This window comes from Alicyclobacillus dauci, from assembly GCF_026651605.1.
Taxonomy (GTDB): domain Bacteria; phylum Bacillota; class Bacilli; order Alicyclobacillales; family Alicyclobacillaceae; genus Alicyclobacillus; species Alicyclobacillus dauci.
This window is the reverse complement of sequence record NZ_CP104064.1, coordinates 2,633,611-2,649,117: the sequence shown is the minus strand read 5'-3', so window position 1 is coordinate 2,649,117 and position 15,507 is coordinate 2,633,611. Positions and strand designations below refer to the sequence as shown.

Here is a 15,507-nt window from a genome sequence, read left to right as displayed (position 1 = left end):
TGGGTTTGTTCGCGCTTGTCTCTTGAATACACATTGGCTGAGGCCAGGTGTAGAGGGGGACTACGATTGAAAAAGCGCGACAGACATCAATTTTCCATTACCGTGATCCCTTCGCAAGACGGAACATCATTGGATGAACTCGTCCATAAAATGTCACACCTCATTCTCGACCTACTGGCGCAAGCGGAAAATGCACATCGATCACCATCACAAACGGAAAACTCCACAGACGGCCACACGTCTCACCCTGAAGACCAGGGTGGTGATTGAATGCTCACCTTGTCCATTGACCGCGGATACACAAGCCCCTTTTCCAGGCAAGAGTTGGACTCCTTTACCGCCACCGTTAAAGTCGTTATTTATGCACGGGTCTCTACACAAGACCAAGCACGACACGGCTATTCATTGACATCTCAAGTCGAACGGTGCGTGCAAATGGCAAAACAACGGTACGGAATCGAAGAAGACGAGATGATCGCGTTTGTTGAACAGGGAGAGATGGGGGATGACCCAAGTCGACCTGCATTAAATGAGGCGTTACGGTTTATTGAGCAGGGAATTGGCAGGGTGTTGGTGGTGTTGCACCCGGACCGTTTGGCACGCGACTTAAAACTGCAGCTGTACATTACGGAGCGGATTTGGAACGCTGGCTGCGAAATCGCCTTTGTTGAAATGGATGTGGACCCGAACAACCCGGAATCGCTCTTACTGTACAACATCCAAGGGGCTATTGCTCAGTACAACAAGGCGAAGATTCTCGCCAACTCTAGGCGCGGTCGTAAAGCGAAAGTGATGAACGGCAAGATACCAGGTATCCGGAGAGTTTATGGATACGTCTTTGACAAGGAGCGGGACACGCTTGTCGAGGAGCCACTAGAGAAGGAAACGTACCTGCAAATGGTCGAGTGGATGTTACATGGTAAGGACGGGCATGACATGAATTTTACATTAATCGCCAAAGAATTGTCGTTGCTCGGTATTCCGGCTCCGATGGGCAACCACTGGTACCAAGCGACGGTCAGCCGTATTCTCAAGAGTCCGGTGTACACGGGAAAGTTCTACTACGGAAAGACCGAATATAAACAAAAGGCGGGTCAGACCGAGATCGTGAAAAAGCCACAGTCGGAGTGGCAAATGGTTCGTGTACCTGCCTACATCACGGATGAAACATTCGAGCAACTGCAAAGGCGCATACAATCACTGACGCGGCGGAATCGAGGTGCAAAACCGCATACGACTTACCTGCTCAAGGGGCTCGCACGGTGCGGACGATGTGGTGCGGCTGTCGTGGCCGGCCCGCCTTCGCGGAACAAAGAGACAGGGGAAATCCTCTACCACTACTATGTTTGTTCCGCCAAAACACGAAAGGTTTTTGAAGTGGGTTCCGGAAAACAGGTTCATCGGTGCACAGGCAGGAATTGGCGTAAGGACGTGATCGATGACTGCGTTTGGCGGGTGGTCGTTGCTGTCATGGTGCACTCGAGTGACAGTATCGACACCATCGTGAGTGAACGGGACAATTCGCAACGTGTAGGGAAGTTGATATCACGACGGGATCGCATATTGAAGGCACTCGAAGAGAAGCGCAGGGAACGGGCACGTTGGCTGCAACTGCGTGTAAAAGATCGAATTACGGAATTGGAGCTTGATGATGCCATGGGGGCTTTGGATAGGGATATTCGTACTTTGCAAACGGCGGTCAGTTCAATCGATGTGGAGCTGACGGCTCACGAGCGGAATGTCGATGAAGGAGGTGGCCGACCGAGGACGACACGGCTTTTACGGTATTTAGTAAACGGAATTGGAGACGAGGACAAAAAGGCACTCGTCGACAAGGTTGTTCGACAGGTGGTCGTCGGTGAGGACGAGATTCGCATTCAGTTGGCTGTCGACGACTCTAATAATTTCTTCTTTGGGCAAGGGCATGGAGGATTATAAAGACCAGTTCATTACAATTCTTGCGGGTTATGAACGAGAAATGAAATGGTTTCTCAGTACAAATCCAGGATTGCCGAGTCGGTTTCCCATTCAGATTCATTTTCCGGACTATGATGCACAAGCATTGTTTCAGATCGCGAAGCAGGCTGCTGCGAGTCGACAGTACCGTCTGAGTACGGACGCCGAGCTCAAGTTACGCCGTCACATCAAACATGCGCTCACGGAAGGGGCGGGAAGCGAACCGTTCAGTAATGCAAGGTGGGTGCGAAACATGATTGAACGCGCCGTGCGTCAACACGCGGTTCGCTTGTTTGATGTTCAAAGTCCACAACGCGACGATCTCTTGACGCTTCAAGCTGTCGATTTCGTATAGGGGGCGATGAAATGAATGGCGACAGCCTTGTCATCGGGCAAACCAATGCTGGAAAGACATCGTTCTGCCTCAGATTCGCACGGTTTTTGGGGCTACGAGAACTACAGTGGATGGTAGAACGAACAGACGGCGTTCGAGAACGCCGTCGGATGCCCTTGAGCGAAGCGGAGCAACTGCTTTCATCGGGGGATCCACATCGAACGCGAGAGTTGCAGACACTATTTTTGCCCGTCCCGCGGGGGAAGGCGGATCGAATGGTCAAAGTGACCGATAGTGCAGGGTTGGCGGATGGATTGCACCAAGATCCTACCGTTCGGAAAGCGATGGCCCAAACGCTTCGGTCCATGGTCGACGCTAAGGCCATTATCCACGTGATCGATGCGGCGATGATCGGACAGGAGTTACATGCCATGCGCGACGGAAAAACGTTTCGATTGCACGCTTTGGATGAGCAGATGTTGGCTTTGGGACGATCTCGATCCGCCTACATTGTACTCGCGAACAAAATGGATTTGCCTTCAGCAAAAGATGGCCTGCGGTGGCTGAAGCAGTACTTCGATAAGGAAAAAGTGATACCCATATCGGCACGAGAGGGAAGCGGATTTCATGAGGTGAAGCGGTATGTTTGGCGATTGGTCTGACGTGGTTCACGTGTTTATCGCGCTGTTGTTCGCTGGGGCTACCGTCAAGCTCATGGATGACGCACTCGACGCTGACTACGATCTCTGTCGTGGAAAACGCACGCTGGCTGCTCGGCTGGGGCGGGCTTGCTTACCGTACAGCCTCGTGTGTTTTGCCATCGCCATGATGGCAAACGCGCAAGTCTCACTGGCTGTGTTTCTAAGCAGTTATGCTGTGGGGATGTTTACACGGATGGACGAACGGCTCCCGTCCCGGTTACCAGCATATATGGAAATCGTCATGGCCGTTGTCCTCTGCGTGATGTTGGTAGGTTGGCGGGACGCCCTCTGGGGTGTTGGGATGATGAGTTTCATTGACTGGTTGGACGATGTGATGGATCGAAAGAAAGATCTGGAGAGCGGGCAAGTAAACGTTGTCGTGCGATTCGGAATGGGGGAAGTCTTGTTTGCGATACTCATTGTCTTTTGTTTGGCCATTTACGCACAGGTATCGTGGACATTGATTGCGCTCATTGCCTTGGTGGTGTTGAATATCGTGTTTGATTTGACCACGACGAAACTGGTCATGACGGAATATGAAGGGATGGATGACTTTTGACCATCGTGCTCTGGTTTGCGTGTGCGCTCACGGTACTTCTCGTGGTGTATCGGATGGGACGAATCTCGGGACGCAGAGAAGGGAAGCGACAGGCCGAGGCTGAGATTCCCATCCTGCTGCGATCCCAAGTGCAACTTGAACAACACTGCCCGATTTGCGATGATAGACAGGTATATCCATTCCTACACTCGCAGAATCAGGGGTGAGTCCTGTGCAGGCTGATGAAAACCGCGTCATACTTGCCATGTGTCAAGTCGGTCAAGAAGCGGATGACCGATTTGCCTACCGTGAGCAAGAACTCAATGGACTTTGTGAAGCTGCAGGGGCAACCGTCATCGCTGTCGTGATGCAAAAGCGGGCGCAGGTGGACGGACGGACTTTCCTCGGGGCGGGCAAGATTGAGGAATTGTCAAACTTGGCTGAAGTGAATGAAGCGGACTTAGTTGTGGCGGATCGAGAGCTCTCGCCTGCACAAGTTCGCAACTTGGAACGATTGCTTCCGTGCCGTGTCATTGATCGGACGCAATTAATTCTAGATATCTTTGCCAAACGCGCGCAGACACGTGAAGGGCGCGTTCAGGTTGAAATGGCACAACTCAACTATCTCATGCCACGACTGACTGGTCGTGGCGTCGAATTGTCAAGGCTTGGCGGGGGAATTGGGACACGTGGTCCTGGTGAAACGCAGCTGGAGATGGACCGGCGGCGGATTCGAACACGCATGAGTTACCTCCGCAGAGAACTCACGGAAATTGAAAAGCAACGAAGTACGGCTCGCAAGCGCCGGCGTCGGGATGTCCCGGTTGTCGCCTTGGTCGGGTACACCAATGCCGGTAAGACAACCCTGCAATCCAAGTGGGTTCGAGATAAAGGCAGGGAGACGGTGGTCACGGGGCAGAATCGCCTGTTTGACACGCTCGATCCCACCGCCCGACAAGTTCAAACGAAACTAGGAAATCCGTACATCGTCATCGACACAGTTGGGTTCGTTGAGGACTTGCCGCACCACTTGATCGAAGCGTTCAAGGCGACGCTGGAGGAAACAAGGTACGCGGACCTCATCGTCATTGTTGTCGACGCTGGACATGAGCCAATGTCTCACCTCGAGACCACCCGGCAGGTTCTAAGAGACCTCAATGCCTTGGACAAGCCGGTTATTACGTTTTTCAATAAAATGGATGTCGCAGAGGGACAACCGGCTCCGGACGTACATGCGTTGGAGACACTGTACGGATCAGCCATGGGGGAGTCTCTCGATGCTTTGTATGCTGCCGTTGAACGGCAGATCATGTTGGATGAAGTCCGCGTGACGCTTCATACTCACCCGGATGATGTCATTTGGGACCAACTGCTTCGCAATGGACGAATTGAGTCAGCAGATCCGGTTTCGCCTGAGGAGTGGCTTGTCACGGCTGTGACGAGCCGTCGGGATGCACACATATGGCAGCAACAGCGACAAGATGGGAGTACGAATGACAAACCGAATTCATGAATATATCCGTAACTGCGAACGGGACATTGCGGAACAAGCAGAACGTGTAGGGCAAATTGCCCTAACCAATCAAGAACGTGTGTTACAGGCCTTTTGGGCAAATCAAATTTCACAGATTGACCTGCAGGGCACGTCTGGGTATGGCCTGTCTGACGTTGGGCGAGAGAAATACGAGTCAGCGTTCGCAATGGTGTTTGGCGCAGAGGCGGCGCTGGTGCGGCCGCAGATCGTTTCGGGCACACACGCCATCACACTCGGTCTATTTGGGGTTCTGCGCCCGGGTGACGAACTGGTGTTTGCCACCGGGTTGCCCTACGATACACTTCACGGCGTGACAGGGATACGCGACGCAGTGGGCAGCTTGGCTGAGTGGGGCATTTCGACACGCGTGGTAAACTTGCGGGGCAACGGCGATATCGATCTCGACGCCCTCCATGCCACCATCACGACCCGCACGAAACTAGTCATGTTTCAACGATCGCGAGGGTATGGGGCACGTCCCGCTTTGACGGTAAGCACCCTCGCTGCTGCTTTTGCTTCTATAAAAACGTTTCATCCGCATGTGTTGATCGGTGTTGATAACTGTTATGGCGAATTCGTAGAAGAACAAGAACCATCCCATGTCGGCGCTGATATGGTCATGGGTTCCCTCATCAAAAATCCCGGAGGAGGCATTGCCCCTACAGGTGGCTACATCGTGGGAAAGGCATCGGTTATCGATCAGGTGGCTGCTCGCCTTGTCGCGCCAGGAACGGGTGCCGAATACGGGCCGACTGGACCGTATATGACACTTTTCTATCAAGGACTCTTCTTAGCACCACACACGGTTTCTCAGGCTGTACGCGGATCGATTTTGTTCGCACGGGCGCTCTCTGGACTGGGCTATGATGTTTCACCAAAGCCGAGCGAGCCTCGTACGGATCTCATCTTATCCGTTCAACTTGGCGATAAAGATCGGCTTCTCCAGTTTTGTCGTGCGATCCAGTCGACAGCACCTATCGACTCACACGTCGTCCCGTTTGCAGACGCCATGGCTGGCTACGAGGACGCTGTCGTCATGGCGGCGGGGACATTCATACAAGGTGCTTCACTAGAACTGTCGTCCGACGCCCCTATGCGACCGCCGTATGTTGCGTACATACAAGGCGGACTAACGTATGAACATGTCGTGATAGCCCTTCACAGAGTGATTCAACAAATTGCACCAGAGCTATGTTAAAAAACCTGACATAGCTTATTGTCGCAGTTTCGTAACCATGCTAGGATGTTATACAAGAGCACGTGAGATGGGGGACGCTCGATGGATTTAAATGACCGTCGCCAACTGCCGTTGTTCTCAATCGGCACAGTCCAAAAACTGACGGGATTGAGCGCTCGGCAAATTCGGTATTACGAAGAACATGAGCTCATTCAGCCAGCCCGCACGGCGGGAAAACAGAGGCAATTCTCATTCGCCGATGTTGAACGACTCATGCTGATTCGGGAGTGGCTTGACGAGGGGCACAACATGGCAGGCGTCAAACGCAACTTCGCGGAGATGGAAAGCCGCAAAGCCCGCAACAAGTCCATGACTAAATCAGAACCATCGGATACCGAAGTCTACAAATGGTTGGAACGCGAAATGCTGCATAATCGCTCGCAGACTGAGTCGCACTTCCAAGGAGACCTCTCTCGCTTTTATCGAAAACGTTGATGATGGGGGATTACGAGATGCGCAAACAGTACGAGAAGGACGAGATTCTACAACACGCTGAGGCCAGCAATGTCCGCTATGTACGTCTACAGTTTACCGATTTGCTTGGTATTGTGAAGAATGTAGAAATTCCAGTCGATCAACTTCCAAAGGCACTTGATAACAAAATTATGTTTGACGGCTCGTCCATCGAAGGCTTTGTGCGCATTGAGGAATCTGACATGTATCTTGTGCCGGATCGCTCAACGTGGCTCGTGTTCCCTTGGGACACACCACAAGGAAAAATCGCTCGTCTCATTTGTGATATTTATCTCCCAGATGGATCGCCGTTCCCCGGGGATCCGCGTTCCGTTTTGAAGAATGTTCTTGAGCGCGCAAAAAACCTTGGCTTCACTTCTTTCAACGTGGGTCCAGAACCGGAATTCTTCCTGTTCAAGATGGACGCTAACGGCAAACCGACCGATCAGGTGAACGACGAAGGTGGTTATTTCGACTGGGCGCCTGTCGATCTCGGCGAAAACTGCCGACGCGACATTGTCCTCACACTGGAGAACATGGGTTTTGAAATTGAAGCGTCACACCACGAAGTTGCGCCTGGTCAACACGAGATCGACTTCAAATACGCGGATGCCGTCGAGGCAGCGGATAACATCGCGACATTCCGATTGGTTGTCAAGACCATTGCACGTCAACACGGTCTTCACGCCACATTTATGCCAAAACCGCTGTATGGTATCAACGGTTCTGGTATGCACGCTCACTTGTCGCTGTTCAACGGTGAGAAGAACGCGTTCTATGACGAGTCTGACGAGTTGGGCTTGAGCGGTACAGCACGCCATTTCTTGGCGGGCATTCTCAAGCATGCCCCTGGTTTCACGGCGGTCTGTAATCCGACTATCAACTCTTATAAACGCCTTGTCCCTGGCTACGAAGCGCCAAGCTACATTGCATGGAGCGGCAAGAACCGTTCACCGCTGGTTCGTGTTCCGGCAGCGCGTGGACAAAGCACACGGATTGAGGTTCGCAGCCCAGACCCATCCTGTAACCCGTACTTCGCTATTGCTGCATTGCTCGCGTCTGGACTGGACGGGATCGAACGCAGTTTGGAGTTAGCTGACCCAGTAAACCGGAACATTTACATCATGACAGATGCCGAGAAAGAAGAAGTTGGCATTCGCAGTCTACCAGCCAACTTGAACGAAGCTATCGAAGCGCTTGTGGCTGACGAAGTCTTGACAAATGCTTTGGGTGAACATGTGCTGGTACACTTCATCGAGGCAAAGCGCATTGAGTGGAACATGTTCCGCACGCAAGTGACGGAATGGGAACGTGAACAGTATATGACGCTGTACTGAACAGCAGGCGTGCGGAAAGCCGAAGGAAAGCTGCCCTACAGGTCTCCATGGCCTGGTTGGGCAGCTTTTTTCTTGAGCCGGATCACTTGCCGTCAAGTTGCGGCACCTTGACCGCGGTCCAAACGGCCGACGCCCCGGATTCCATTCGTCAAGACCAATATTCACTAGTTCACCTGTTTTTCCTAGAATATATAATATGTGTACGACAGTCTTAAGGTGGTGACTTGGTGAATAGGAAATTTGTACTCGCAGTGACTGCAGCAGCGACCATCTTTCTCGCTTCTGGATGCACGAACGACGGGAACAATACCACCACTACGGGTGGCGGTGGTACGAAAGTGAGCGGCGCGCACGGTGGCTTCGGCGGCGATGAAGAGGCAGGCGGCCACGGTGATACTGGAGGGTGACAAGTTGATTCGGGATGCAGCGTATTACAAGGAGTGGAGTACGCTCAACGATCTGCTGAAATTACAAGGGTTCACTTGGGGATACCTCGAAGAGAAGGGGATCGATTATCAGTATTACTTGTTAGATCTGTATCGGATGCACGTGAGCGAGTATGAGCGAATCGTGAGAGCGACAACGCGAATCGCGGACGTGCTGAACCGAACGGTCGCCTTTCTTCAAAGTAGCCCAGGACTGTACCGCGATCTCCACCTGCCACAGAACACTTGGCAAGCGGTACAAATTCCGAGTCAGTTGTTTAGTTACTTTGCTCATCTGGACCTGATTGTAGCAGGAGATGACATTCGAGTCATCGAGCTCAACTGTGACACGCCAACAGGAGTTGTGGAAAGCGCCGTCTGCAACGAAGCAGTTTGCCGATATTTTAAGGTGGCATCTCCAAATAGGATGGAAGACGCCATTCGTTTGGCGTTTGCTGAGCTTCGCAAGGCTTACGCTATTCCAGAGACAGATACAGTTTATTTTTCTTCATATGGGTGGCATGAGGAAGATAGAATGACCACGAAGTTCGTTCGTCGCAACTCCGGTCTGCGCGAGACACAATATGTGCCGTTGAGCGACATTCGGGTCTCATCTGAGGGTGTTTTCACTGCACGGGGTGAGCCAATTCGCTGGTTGTACCGATTGTACCCGCTCGAATATTTCAGTCGAGATAAGGGCGAGAACGGCCTTGCAATCGGAGATATATTCTTGGAGCATGTCGCAAGTGGTAAGGTTCGACTTATTAATCCTCCGAGTGCGGCTTTGTGTCAGGCCAAGGGAACTTTGGCTGTCATATGGGCGCTGCATGAAGCAAATCATCCAATCTACACAGAAGAGCAGCACCAAACGATTGAAACATATTTTCTTCCGACGTACGTTTCAGCGGAGGCGTTGACTGGGAAAAAATATGTTCGCAAGCCCGTGTGGGGGCGCGAGGGGGGCGGTGTGTCCATCGTCGATGAACAAGGCCGCATGACGGCTAGTGACAATACCCCGTACTATGCCACACAACCCATGGTCTATCAAAAATATACGCCAATGCCACAAGTTACTGTGAAGACGTGGGAGGGGAGCTACACTGGCTCAATGCTTGTTGGATCGTTTCTCATTGGAGGGGTCCCTTCGGGACTCTTTTTGCGTGTGGGGAGCCCCATTACGGGAAACTTGTCCATGTTTCTCCCTATCACCGTAGAGAGTGGGAGATGACCGACGACCTATGTCACGCGTGATGGGCTCGCGCTTTAGTATTCAAACCGTAGCCCACCGTCGACGGCCAGTGACTGCCCGGTGATCTGGCACGCATCGTCCGATGCCAAAAATAAGACGCATGAGGCGATGTCGTCAGGAGTCTGCAAGCGCCCGAGCGGTATCTTAGAGGCTCCCGTTACCATCCAGTTTTCGGGTTGTCCTGCTTGCAATTGAATATCCATCTCGCCCTCCGTAACGACCCATCCAGGATGTACGCAATTCACACGTATCCCGTGTTTTGCTAAAGCACGAGCCAGGTTCATTGTCAGGGTAGTGACGGCCCCTTTGGATGTAGAGTAGGCAAACAGGTCTGGTGTACCTCCAAACGCATTGAGGGAACCGATATTAATAATGACACCGCCACCCTGGTCGATGAGCGCGGGTACGACTGCGCGACACGCATGGTACACACCTTTCAAGTTGATGTCCATAATTCGGTCCCACAGATCATCTGTCGTTTCTTCCAGTGTGCCTCTTGGGAATATACCGGCACTATTGACTAAGATATCGAGTCCCCCAAAACGATCTTGCGCCAGATCAACTGCTTTTGTTAAATCCAGCGTATTTCGCACGTCGGCCATTGTAAATTCAACACGTTGGCCTAGCTGTCTGCACGCTTTCGACAGTTCATATCCAACAGGAGAATTATCGGCAACCACCACCGCGGCACCGTGCTTGGCAAAACGTTTTACAACAGCTTTGCCGATTCCACTGGCCCCACCTGTTACAAGAGCGACTTTGCCAGTAAAAGGACAGTTCATGAGGTCCCTCCTAATCGTTCAACTATCACCCGAATAATCAAAATATAATGCTACTTGTTTGCTACGTATTCGGCAGTTGCTGGAGGAATCCCTCGCTTACGTTGGTCGCGTTGTTTCAGTGGATCCTTCGAGGGGCGCTTTCGGAGTCAAGCTGGGTACAAGAGGTGAGAAGGATAGATTAGATGTACGAAGGAAGCCCCGTGAGAAATCTCCGGGGACTTCGTGACGTTATTGGAGGTTTATTGCGTATCTCATCTTAGGCTACGAAATACGCCAATCACTTTCCCGAGAATCACCACGTCTGGATAAATGAGCGGCTCCATTTGACTGTTCTCGGGCTGAAGACGTACGTGGCCATGTTCCCGATAAAACCGTTTCACCGTGGCCTCGTCATCCTCTGTCATGGCGACGACGATATCCCCGTTCACCGCATCTGCCTGGCGGCGAACGATGACCATATCCCCGTCGAGGATCCCCGCCTCGATCATGCTGTCCCCAACCACTCGCAGCACATAGACTTCGTCATCTCTCGTGAATTCTGATGGAAGAGGAAGGTAACCCTGGACATCCTCGAACGCCGTGATTGGTAAACCAGCGGTTACCCGGCCAATGATGGGGGCCATGGTTGGCACCGATTCGTGCCCAGTTCGCCCAATATGGTTATGATGGTCAGAAAGGATCTCAAGTGCCCTTGGTTTCGTTGGGTCTCGACGGATAAACCCTTTCTGTTGTAATCGTTCAAGGTGGCCGTGCACCGTTGAGCTCGAAGCTAGACCAACCGCTTCGCCTATTTCCCGAACGGAAGGAGGATATCCCTTGTCATTGAGATTTTTGCGAATAAATTCGAGAATCGCCTCTTGCCGGGCAGTGAGTTGGCTCACGGTTGCACACATCCCTTGCCTTCTTTTGCCGTCATCGTATCACAACTTCGTCACAGATGGCAAACATTTGTTCGCAATGGCAAGGGGAGGCTGATAGGAGTAACTGCGTTAAATCGTAATGAGACCTAGTTCTGCGAGTGCCTTTGCAACACCGTCTTCGGTCGCGCTTGCAGTTACACGCTTTGCGGCTTGTTTGACATCGTCCGTTGCATTTCCCATTGCATATGAGTACCCAAGTGTTCGGAACATACCGATGTCGTTGCCACCATCACCTATGTGGACGGCTCTGTCGGGTGATATGCCTAAACGCTTGAGGAGATGAAGGGCCCCAATGGATTTGTCGGATTTACGACGCTGGAAATCCACTGCATGTCGATCCCAACGGTAGATATAACAGGCGGGAAACCGTTCTTCAAAGTCCGTGTCCCATTCCTTTGTCATAAATGCATTGATTTGAAATACCTTCAGTTGTTTGAGCGCGTCTTCCCCAGCCTGGATGACATCGATTACTGGAAAGTCGAACGACCTGAGCACGGGGTAGTAGCGCTCTGGTACGGGTTCAAACGCCAAGGCTCGGTCATGTGTATGAATCACCGTTGAAATGTGATTCGCGTGCGCGTATTCATAAATGGCGCGAACGTCCTCTTGCTCGAACGGCGTGGAGAACAGTTCCTCCTGTAATGACTTGACAAGTCCGCCGTTAAAGTAAATTCCGTACGGCACTTGTAGGGCATCTTGAACGGACTGTGCGTGTAACACGGAGCGGCCAGTGCACAGGGCCACTGGAATTCCTTGTTCAAGTAAAGACTCAACAGCCTTGACGCCACTCGGCACCAATTTGCCATCCACATACAATGTTCCGTCGATATCTAAAAAGACCATCTGGATGTCTCTCTCTGTCAATTGTCTGAACTCCTCTCCGCCACGCTTGTCGTACGAAACGTGGTGAACCGTTCTCCATTATACACGTCCCGTAAGTAGGTTCACACTGACGATTGTATGGTTAAAACTCAATTACAATTGATTCGGGAAGCAAACTTCCAGTATGATAGCCGTATTGAATGGTTACGGGAGGAACGATATGCAAACGACGATGGATCAACTTGTATCATTAGCTAAGCGCCGGGGATTTATATTCCCGGGCTCGGAAATTTACGGGGGGCTCGCGAATACGTGGGACTATGGTCCCCTCGGTGCTCAGATGAAGCAAAACATCAAACGCGCCTGGTGGAAGCAGTTCATCGAGCAAAACCCGTACAATGTGGGATTGGATTCAGCCATTCTCATGAACCGAAACGTATGGGTGGCTTCCGGACACGTGGGGAACTTTAACGATCCGATGGTCGATTGTCGTCAGTGCAAGTCTCGATTCCGGGCCGATAAGCTCATTGAATCCGCTGCTGAAGCGAAGGGCGAAGAAATTATCGTCGACGGACTTCCATTTTCCAAGATGGATGAACTGTTGCAAACGTACGATGTCGCTTGCCCCGACTGTGGGGCACACGACTTTACGAGCGTTCGCCAGTTTAACATGATGTTCAAAACACACCAAGGTGTCACTGAGGACGCGGCAAGCGAAGTGTACCTGCGTCCGGAAACCGCGCAGGGAATTTTTGTGAACTTTAAAAACGTACAGCGCACCATGCGCAAAAAACTACCGTTCGGTATCGGACAAGTCGGGAAGAGTTTCCGAAATGAAATTACACCCGGCAACTTTACGTTTAGAACGCGTGAGTTTGAGCAGATGGAGCTTGAATTTTTCTGCGCGCCTGGCGAAGACCTGAAGTGGTTCCAGCACTGGCGTCAGTTCTGCTATGACTGGTTGCTGTCCATCGGGATGAAGGAAGAAAACCTGCGCCTCCGCGACCACGAAAAGGAACAGTTGTCCCACTACAGCACCGCAACCACCGACGTCGAGTACCGTTTCCCGTTTGGTTGGGGTGAGTTGCTCGGTGTTGCGGATCGTACGGACTTTGACTTGCGAGCACATGCCGAACACTCGGGTGAGAACATGACGGTACAAGAGGAGGGCACAGAGCCGTTCATTCCGTACTGCATCGAACCGTCAATTGGTGTGGATCGCTTGTTCTTGGCTATTTTCGCCGATGCGTACGACGAGGAAGAAGTGGGCGAAAACGATACACGTGTCGTAATGCGTCTGCATCCGTCGATCGCGCCGTTCCACGCAGCCGTTTTCCCGCTCTCCAAAAAGTTGGGCGACGGGGCGACACAACTGTTCCAACAGTTGTCCAAGCAGTTTAGTGTCGATTATGATGAGACAGGCTCAATCGGTAAACGGTATCGGCGTCACGACGAGATCGGGACACCATTTTGCATCACTTATGACTTCGAGTCCGAGAGCGACCAAGCAGTGACCATCCGTCATCGGGATAGCATGGAACAGACGCGTGTGGCCATCTCTGAGATCGCGGCTTGGCTAAACGAGAGGATTCAAGCCTGATCATGTGACGGATACATGACCTCGTCTGTCATCGGGTAAACCATAGTGGGGGTGGCGTGATGTCAGGTCAGCATACTGAGAATCATAATGACAATTTTGCTTTCGTCGGTGCGCTGGAACAGAATCGTCATTTCGAATCGTTCGTCGAACGTCGAAATCACATGATGAGTACTCGATTGGATGCGGTTATTCCGTGGAAACAGTATCATCGCGCGAACATCAAGCACGGACGACGACAGTCAAATGGTTGACAGACGAATCACACCTCTCGACAGGGCTGTCCGCACCGGGCAGTCCTTTTTCTATGCCCTTCCTCATTGAATCATCCAGTCATGACGCTTATCAGTTAAAGGGAAGGGGTGGGTGCGCATGGAACGCCGTTCATGGCTGTTCATTCTTCTGTTCGCATCAATTGTTGCTATGCTACCGAATTCAATTCTCTTTCCTGCGGAAAGCGTCTTGGCGTCTCACTTACACCAACCACTTAATTTTATTGGGTGGATGATCACGCTGTATGCTGCAGCTTATGTTTTATCAACACCTGTGCTCGGGATAATTTCCGATTTTTTGGGTCGCAGGTCTGTGCTGACGTTGGGCCTGATACTATTTGCGATTGGCGGTACGGTACCGGTTTGGACGGGTGATCCACTTCTCATCTTGGTCGGTCGTGCCGTGATGGGTGTGGGATCGGCCGGCATTCAGCCGATGGTAGACAGCATGATCGGGGACATCTATCCGCCGGGGAAAGGACGAAGACAGGCTTTTGCGTACTTTGGTGCTGCCATTGCTGTTGCAGAAGCGCTCGTGCCGTTTCTTGGGGGTTCGGTTGCATCAGTGTGGTGGAAGGGTGTCTTCATTCTTTACGGGACTGCTCTGGTATCGGCTGCACTGTGCCTTCGTTTGAACGTGCAGCGACAACTTGACGGGGGTGCGGAGAAACTGACTGTATCTTCCTACGCATTGTCTATGCGAGTAGCTATGAAAAGACCGGGGCTTGCGCTAACTGTCGTTGGTGCGATGGTATTTGGTGTTGTCTATTTTGGTGTCTGTGCACTGCTCCCTATGGTGCCAACTGGTGGACACAGTTCCTTTTCAAACGGTCTCTTGTTCCTGCCGCTCGGAATTCTGTGGATTAGTGTGTCAGCATGTTTCGCTCGATGGAGTCAAGTCCGAAATCTTCATCGGCTGATAGGGGCGGGTACACTGCTACTTGCTGGTGCCACACTGCTCCTAGCGCACGCACACAGTTATCCAGTCGTTTATTTGACGAGCGCTTGCTGGGGCATTGGGTCCGCAATCTTATGTACTCTGTTCACGTGGGTGGTGAACGACGAGTCTCCGGATGCCGTTCGCGGTGCTATGAATGGGATTTACAATGCAGCTTACGTACTTGGTTTTTCCATTGGGGCACCACTCTTTTTACAATTGTCGGATCGCTTCGGATTAACGCGGGCCGTGGATATCGGTGTAACAATCCTCGTCGTCCTAGCGCCAATACTATATTTTGCCTATCGTTTTGGACTCCACCAGCGCGCCGCAACACGCACAACGGTAACAAAAGCCTCATAGTCTTACCTGTCTTTAGGTCCTATGCTACAATGTTTGCAATATTTGTTCCT

At 51.8% G+C, this 15,507-nt stretch carries 18 protein-coding genes; 15 read left to right on the top strand and 3 right to left on the bottom strand.

Going from position 1 to position 15,507, the window contains the following annotated elements; all coding sequences use genetic code 11:
* Positions 1 to 66: 66 nt before the first annotated feature.
* The 12 genes from NZD86_RS13465 (at position 67) to NZD86_RS13410 (ending at position 9,743) form a co-directional block, all read left to right on the top strand.
* Positions 67 to 270, top strand: coding sequence for a hypothetical protein (locus NZD86_RS13465; protein ID WP_268042435.1), 204 nt, complete (start codon positions 67 to 69; stop codon positions 268 to 270).
* Complete coding sequence (locus NZD86_RS13460; protein WP_268042433.1) at positions 271 to 1,938, top strand: recombinase family protein; 1,668 nt, start codon at positions 271 to 273, stop codon at positions 1,936 to 1,938.
* Positions 1,925 to 2,311, top strand: a complete 387-nt coding sequence (locus NZD86_RS13455; protein ID WP_268042431.1) for a hypothetical protein — start codon at positions 1,925 to 1,927, stop codon at positions 2,309 to 2,311. Before NZD86_RS13460 ends, NZD86_RS13455 begins: the two co-directional genes overlap by 14 nt.
* Positions 2,312 to 2,322: 11 nt before the next feature.
* The gene (locus NZD86_RS13450) at positions 2,323 to 2,952 is read left to right on the top strand and encodes a GTPase domain-containing protein (RefSeq protein WP_268042429.1); all 630 of its coding nucleotides are present in this window, start codon (positions 2,323 to 2,325) and stop codon (positions 2,950 to 2,952) included.
* Positions 2,933 to 3,550: a hypothetical protein gene (locus tag NZD86_RS13445; RefSeq protein ID WP_268042427.1), complete on the top strand. Its 618-nt coding sequence runs from the start codon at positions 2,933 to 2,935 to the stop codon at positions 3,548 to 3,550. The genes NZD86_RS13450 and NZD86_RS13445 overlap by 20 nt, the downstream gene beginning before the upstream one ends.
* A gap of 5 nt (positions 3,551 to 3,555) precedes the next feature.
* Positions 3,556 to 3,756, top strand: coding sequence for a hypothetical protein (locus NZD86_RS13440; protein WP_268046877.1), 201 nt, complete (start codon positions 3,556 to 3,558; stop codon positions 3,754 to 3,756).
* A 5-nt stretch (positions 3,757 to 3,761) separates the two neighbouring features.
* On the top strand, positions 3,762 to 5,042 hold the full coding sequence (gene hflX / locus NZD86_RS13435; protein ID WP_268042425.1) for a GTPase HflX: 1,281 nt from the start codon (positions 3,762 to 3,764) through the stop codon (positions 5,040 to 5,042).
* Positions 5,023 to 6,261, top strand: a complete 1,239-nt coding sequence (locus tag NZD86_RS13430) for a methionine gamma-lyase family protein (RefSeq protein ID WP_268042423.1) — start codon at positions 5,023 to 5,025, stop codon at positions 6,259 to 6,261. The genes hflX and NZD86_RS13430 overlap by 20 nt, the downstream gene beginning before the upstream one ends.
* A gap of 81 nt (positions 6,262 to 6,342) precedes the next feature.
* Entirely contained in the window at positions 6,343 to 6,735 is a 393-nt protein-coding gene (locus NZD86_RS13425; protein ID WP_268042421.1) for a MerR family transcriptional regulator, read from the top strand.
* Positions 6,736 to 6,752: 17 nt separating this feature from the next.
* Entirely contained in the window at positions 6,753 to 8,090 is a 1,338-nt protein-coding gene (gene glnA / locus NZD86_RS13420) for a type I glutamate--ammonia ligase (RefSeq protein ID WP_268042419.1), read from the top strand.
* Positions 8,091 to 8,317: 227 nt separating this feature from the next.
* A complete protein-coding gene (locus NZD86_RS13415) occupies positions 8,318 to 8,497 on the top strand; it encodes a hypothetical protein (protein WP_268042418.1) in 180 nt (59 codons plus the stop codon).
* Positions 8,498 to 8,501: 4 nt separating this feature from the next.
* Positions 8,502 to 9,743 (top strand): glutathionylspermidine synthase family protein, encoded by a 1,242-nt coding sequence (locus tag NZD86_RS13410; RefSeq protein WP_268042416.1) that lies wholly within the window; start codon positions 8,502 to 8,504, stop codon positions 9,741 to 9,743.
* Positions 9,744 to 9,778: 35 nt separating this feature from the next.
* Here the strand turns inward: NZD86_RS13410 and NZD86_RS13405 are convergent, their stop codons facing one another.
* From NZD86_RS13405 to NZD86_RS13395, 3 genes are all read right to left on the bottom strand, one after another.
* Complete coding sequence (locus NZD86_RS13405) at positions 9,779 to 10,546, bottom strand: SDR family NAD(P)-dependent oxidoreductase (protein ID WP_268042414.1); 768 nt, start codon at positions 10,544 to 10,546, stop codon at positions 9,779 to 9,781.
* Positions 10,547 to 10,797: 251 nt separating this feature from the next.
* Positions 10,798 to 11,427, bottom strand: coding sequence for a transcriptional repressor LexA (gene lexA / locus NZD86_RS13400; protein WP_268042412.1), 630 nt, complete (start codon positions 11,425 to 11,427; stop codon positions 10,798 to 10,800).
* Positions 11,428 to 11,535: 108 nt separating this feature from the next.
* Positions 11,536 to 12,330: an HAD family hydrolase gene (locus NZD86_RS13395; RefSeq protein ID WP_268042410.1), complete on the bottom strand. Its 795-nt coding sequence runs from the start codon at positions 12,328 to 12,330 to the stop codon at positions 11,536 to 11,538.
* A 178-nt stretch (positions 12,331 to 12,508) separates the two neighbouring features.
* On the opposite strand from NZD86_RS13395, the gene NZD86_RS13390 reads away from it, so the two are divergent.
* The 3 genes from NZD86_RS13390 to NZD86_RS13380 all read left to right on the top strand — a co-directional run bounded on the left by NZD86_RS13390 (position 12,509) and on the right by NZD86_RS13380 (position 15,457).
* On the top strand, positions 12,509 to 13,888 hold the full coding sequence (locus tag NZD86_RS13390) for a glycine--tRNA ligase (RefSeq protein ID WP_268042408.1): 1,380 nt from the start codon (positions 12,509 to 12,511) through the stop codon (positions 13,886 to 13,888).
* A 59-nt stretch (positions 13,889 to 13,947) separates the two neighbouring features.
* Positions 13,948 to 14,139: a hypothetical protein gene (locus tag NZD86_RS13385; RefSeq protein WP_268042406.1), complete on the top strand. Its 192-nt coding sequence runs from the start codon at positions 13,948 to 13,950 to the stop codon at positions 14,137 to 14,139.
* A gap of 118 nt (positions 14,140 to 14,257) precedes the next feature.
* A complete protein-coding gene (locus tag NZD86_RS13380; protein WP_268042404.1) occupies positions 14,258 to 15,457 on the top strand; it encodes an MFS transporter in 1,200 nt (399 codons plus the stop codon).
* Positions 15,458 to 15,507: the final 50 nt, after the last annotated feature.

What these genes read in the sequence shown, in the direction of transcription:
- NZD86_RS13460 (WP_268042433.1), top strand. Translation starts at nt 271, where the DNA reads ATGCTCACCTTGTCCATTGACCGCGGATACACAAGCCCCTTTTCCAGG.
- NZD86_RS13455 (WP_268042431.1), top strand. Translation starts at nt 1,925, where the DNA reads ATGGAGGATTATAAAGACCAGTTCATTACAATTCTTGCGGGTTATGAA.
- NZD86_RS13450 (WP_268042429.1), top strand. Translation starts at nt 2,323, where the DNA reads ATGAATGGCGACAGCCTTGTCATCGGGCAAACCAATGCTGGAAAGACA.
- NZD86_RS13445 (WP_268042427.1), top strand. Translation starts at nt 2,933, where the DNA reads ATGTTTGGCGATTGGTCTGACGTGGTTCACGTGTTTATCGCGCTGTTG.
- NZD86_RS13430 (WP_268042423.1), top strand. Translation starts at nt 5,023, where the DNA reads ATGACAAACCGAATTCATGAATATATCCGTAACTGCGAACGGGACATT.
- NZD86_RS13425 (WP_268042421.1), top strand. Translation starts at nt 6,343, where the DNA reads ATGGATTTAAATGACCGTCGCCAACTGCCGTTGTTCTCAATCGGCACA.
- glnA (WP_268042419.1), top strand. Translation starts at nt 6,753, where the DNA reads ATGCGCAAACAGTACGAGAAGGACGAGATTCTACAACACGCTGAGGCC.
- NZD86_RS13405 (WP_268042414.1), bottom strand. Translation starts at nt 10,546, where the DNA reads ATGAACTGTCCTTTTACTGGCAAAGTCGCTCTTGTAACAGGTGGGGCC.
- NZD86_RS13390 (WP_268042408.1), top strand. Translation starts at nt 12,509, where the DNA reads ATGCAAACGACGATGGATCAACTTGTATCATTAGCTAAGCGCCGGGGA.
- NZD86_RS13385 (WP_268042406.1), top strand. Translation starts at nt 13,948, where the DNA reads ATGTCAGGTCAGCATACTGAGAATCATAATGACAATTTTGCTTTCGTC.
- NZD86_RS13380 (WP_268042404.1), top strand. Translation starts at nt 14,258, where the DNA reads ATGGAACGCCGTTCATGGCTGTTCATTCTTCTGTTCGCATCAATTGTT.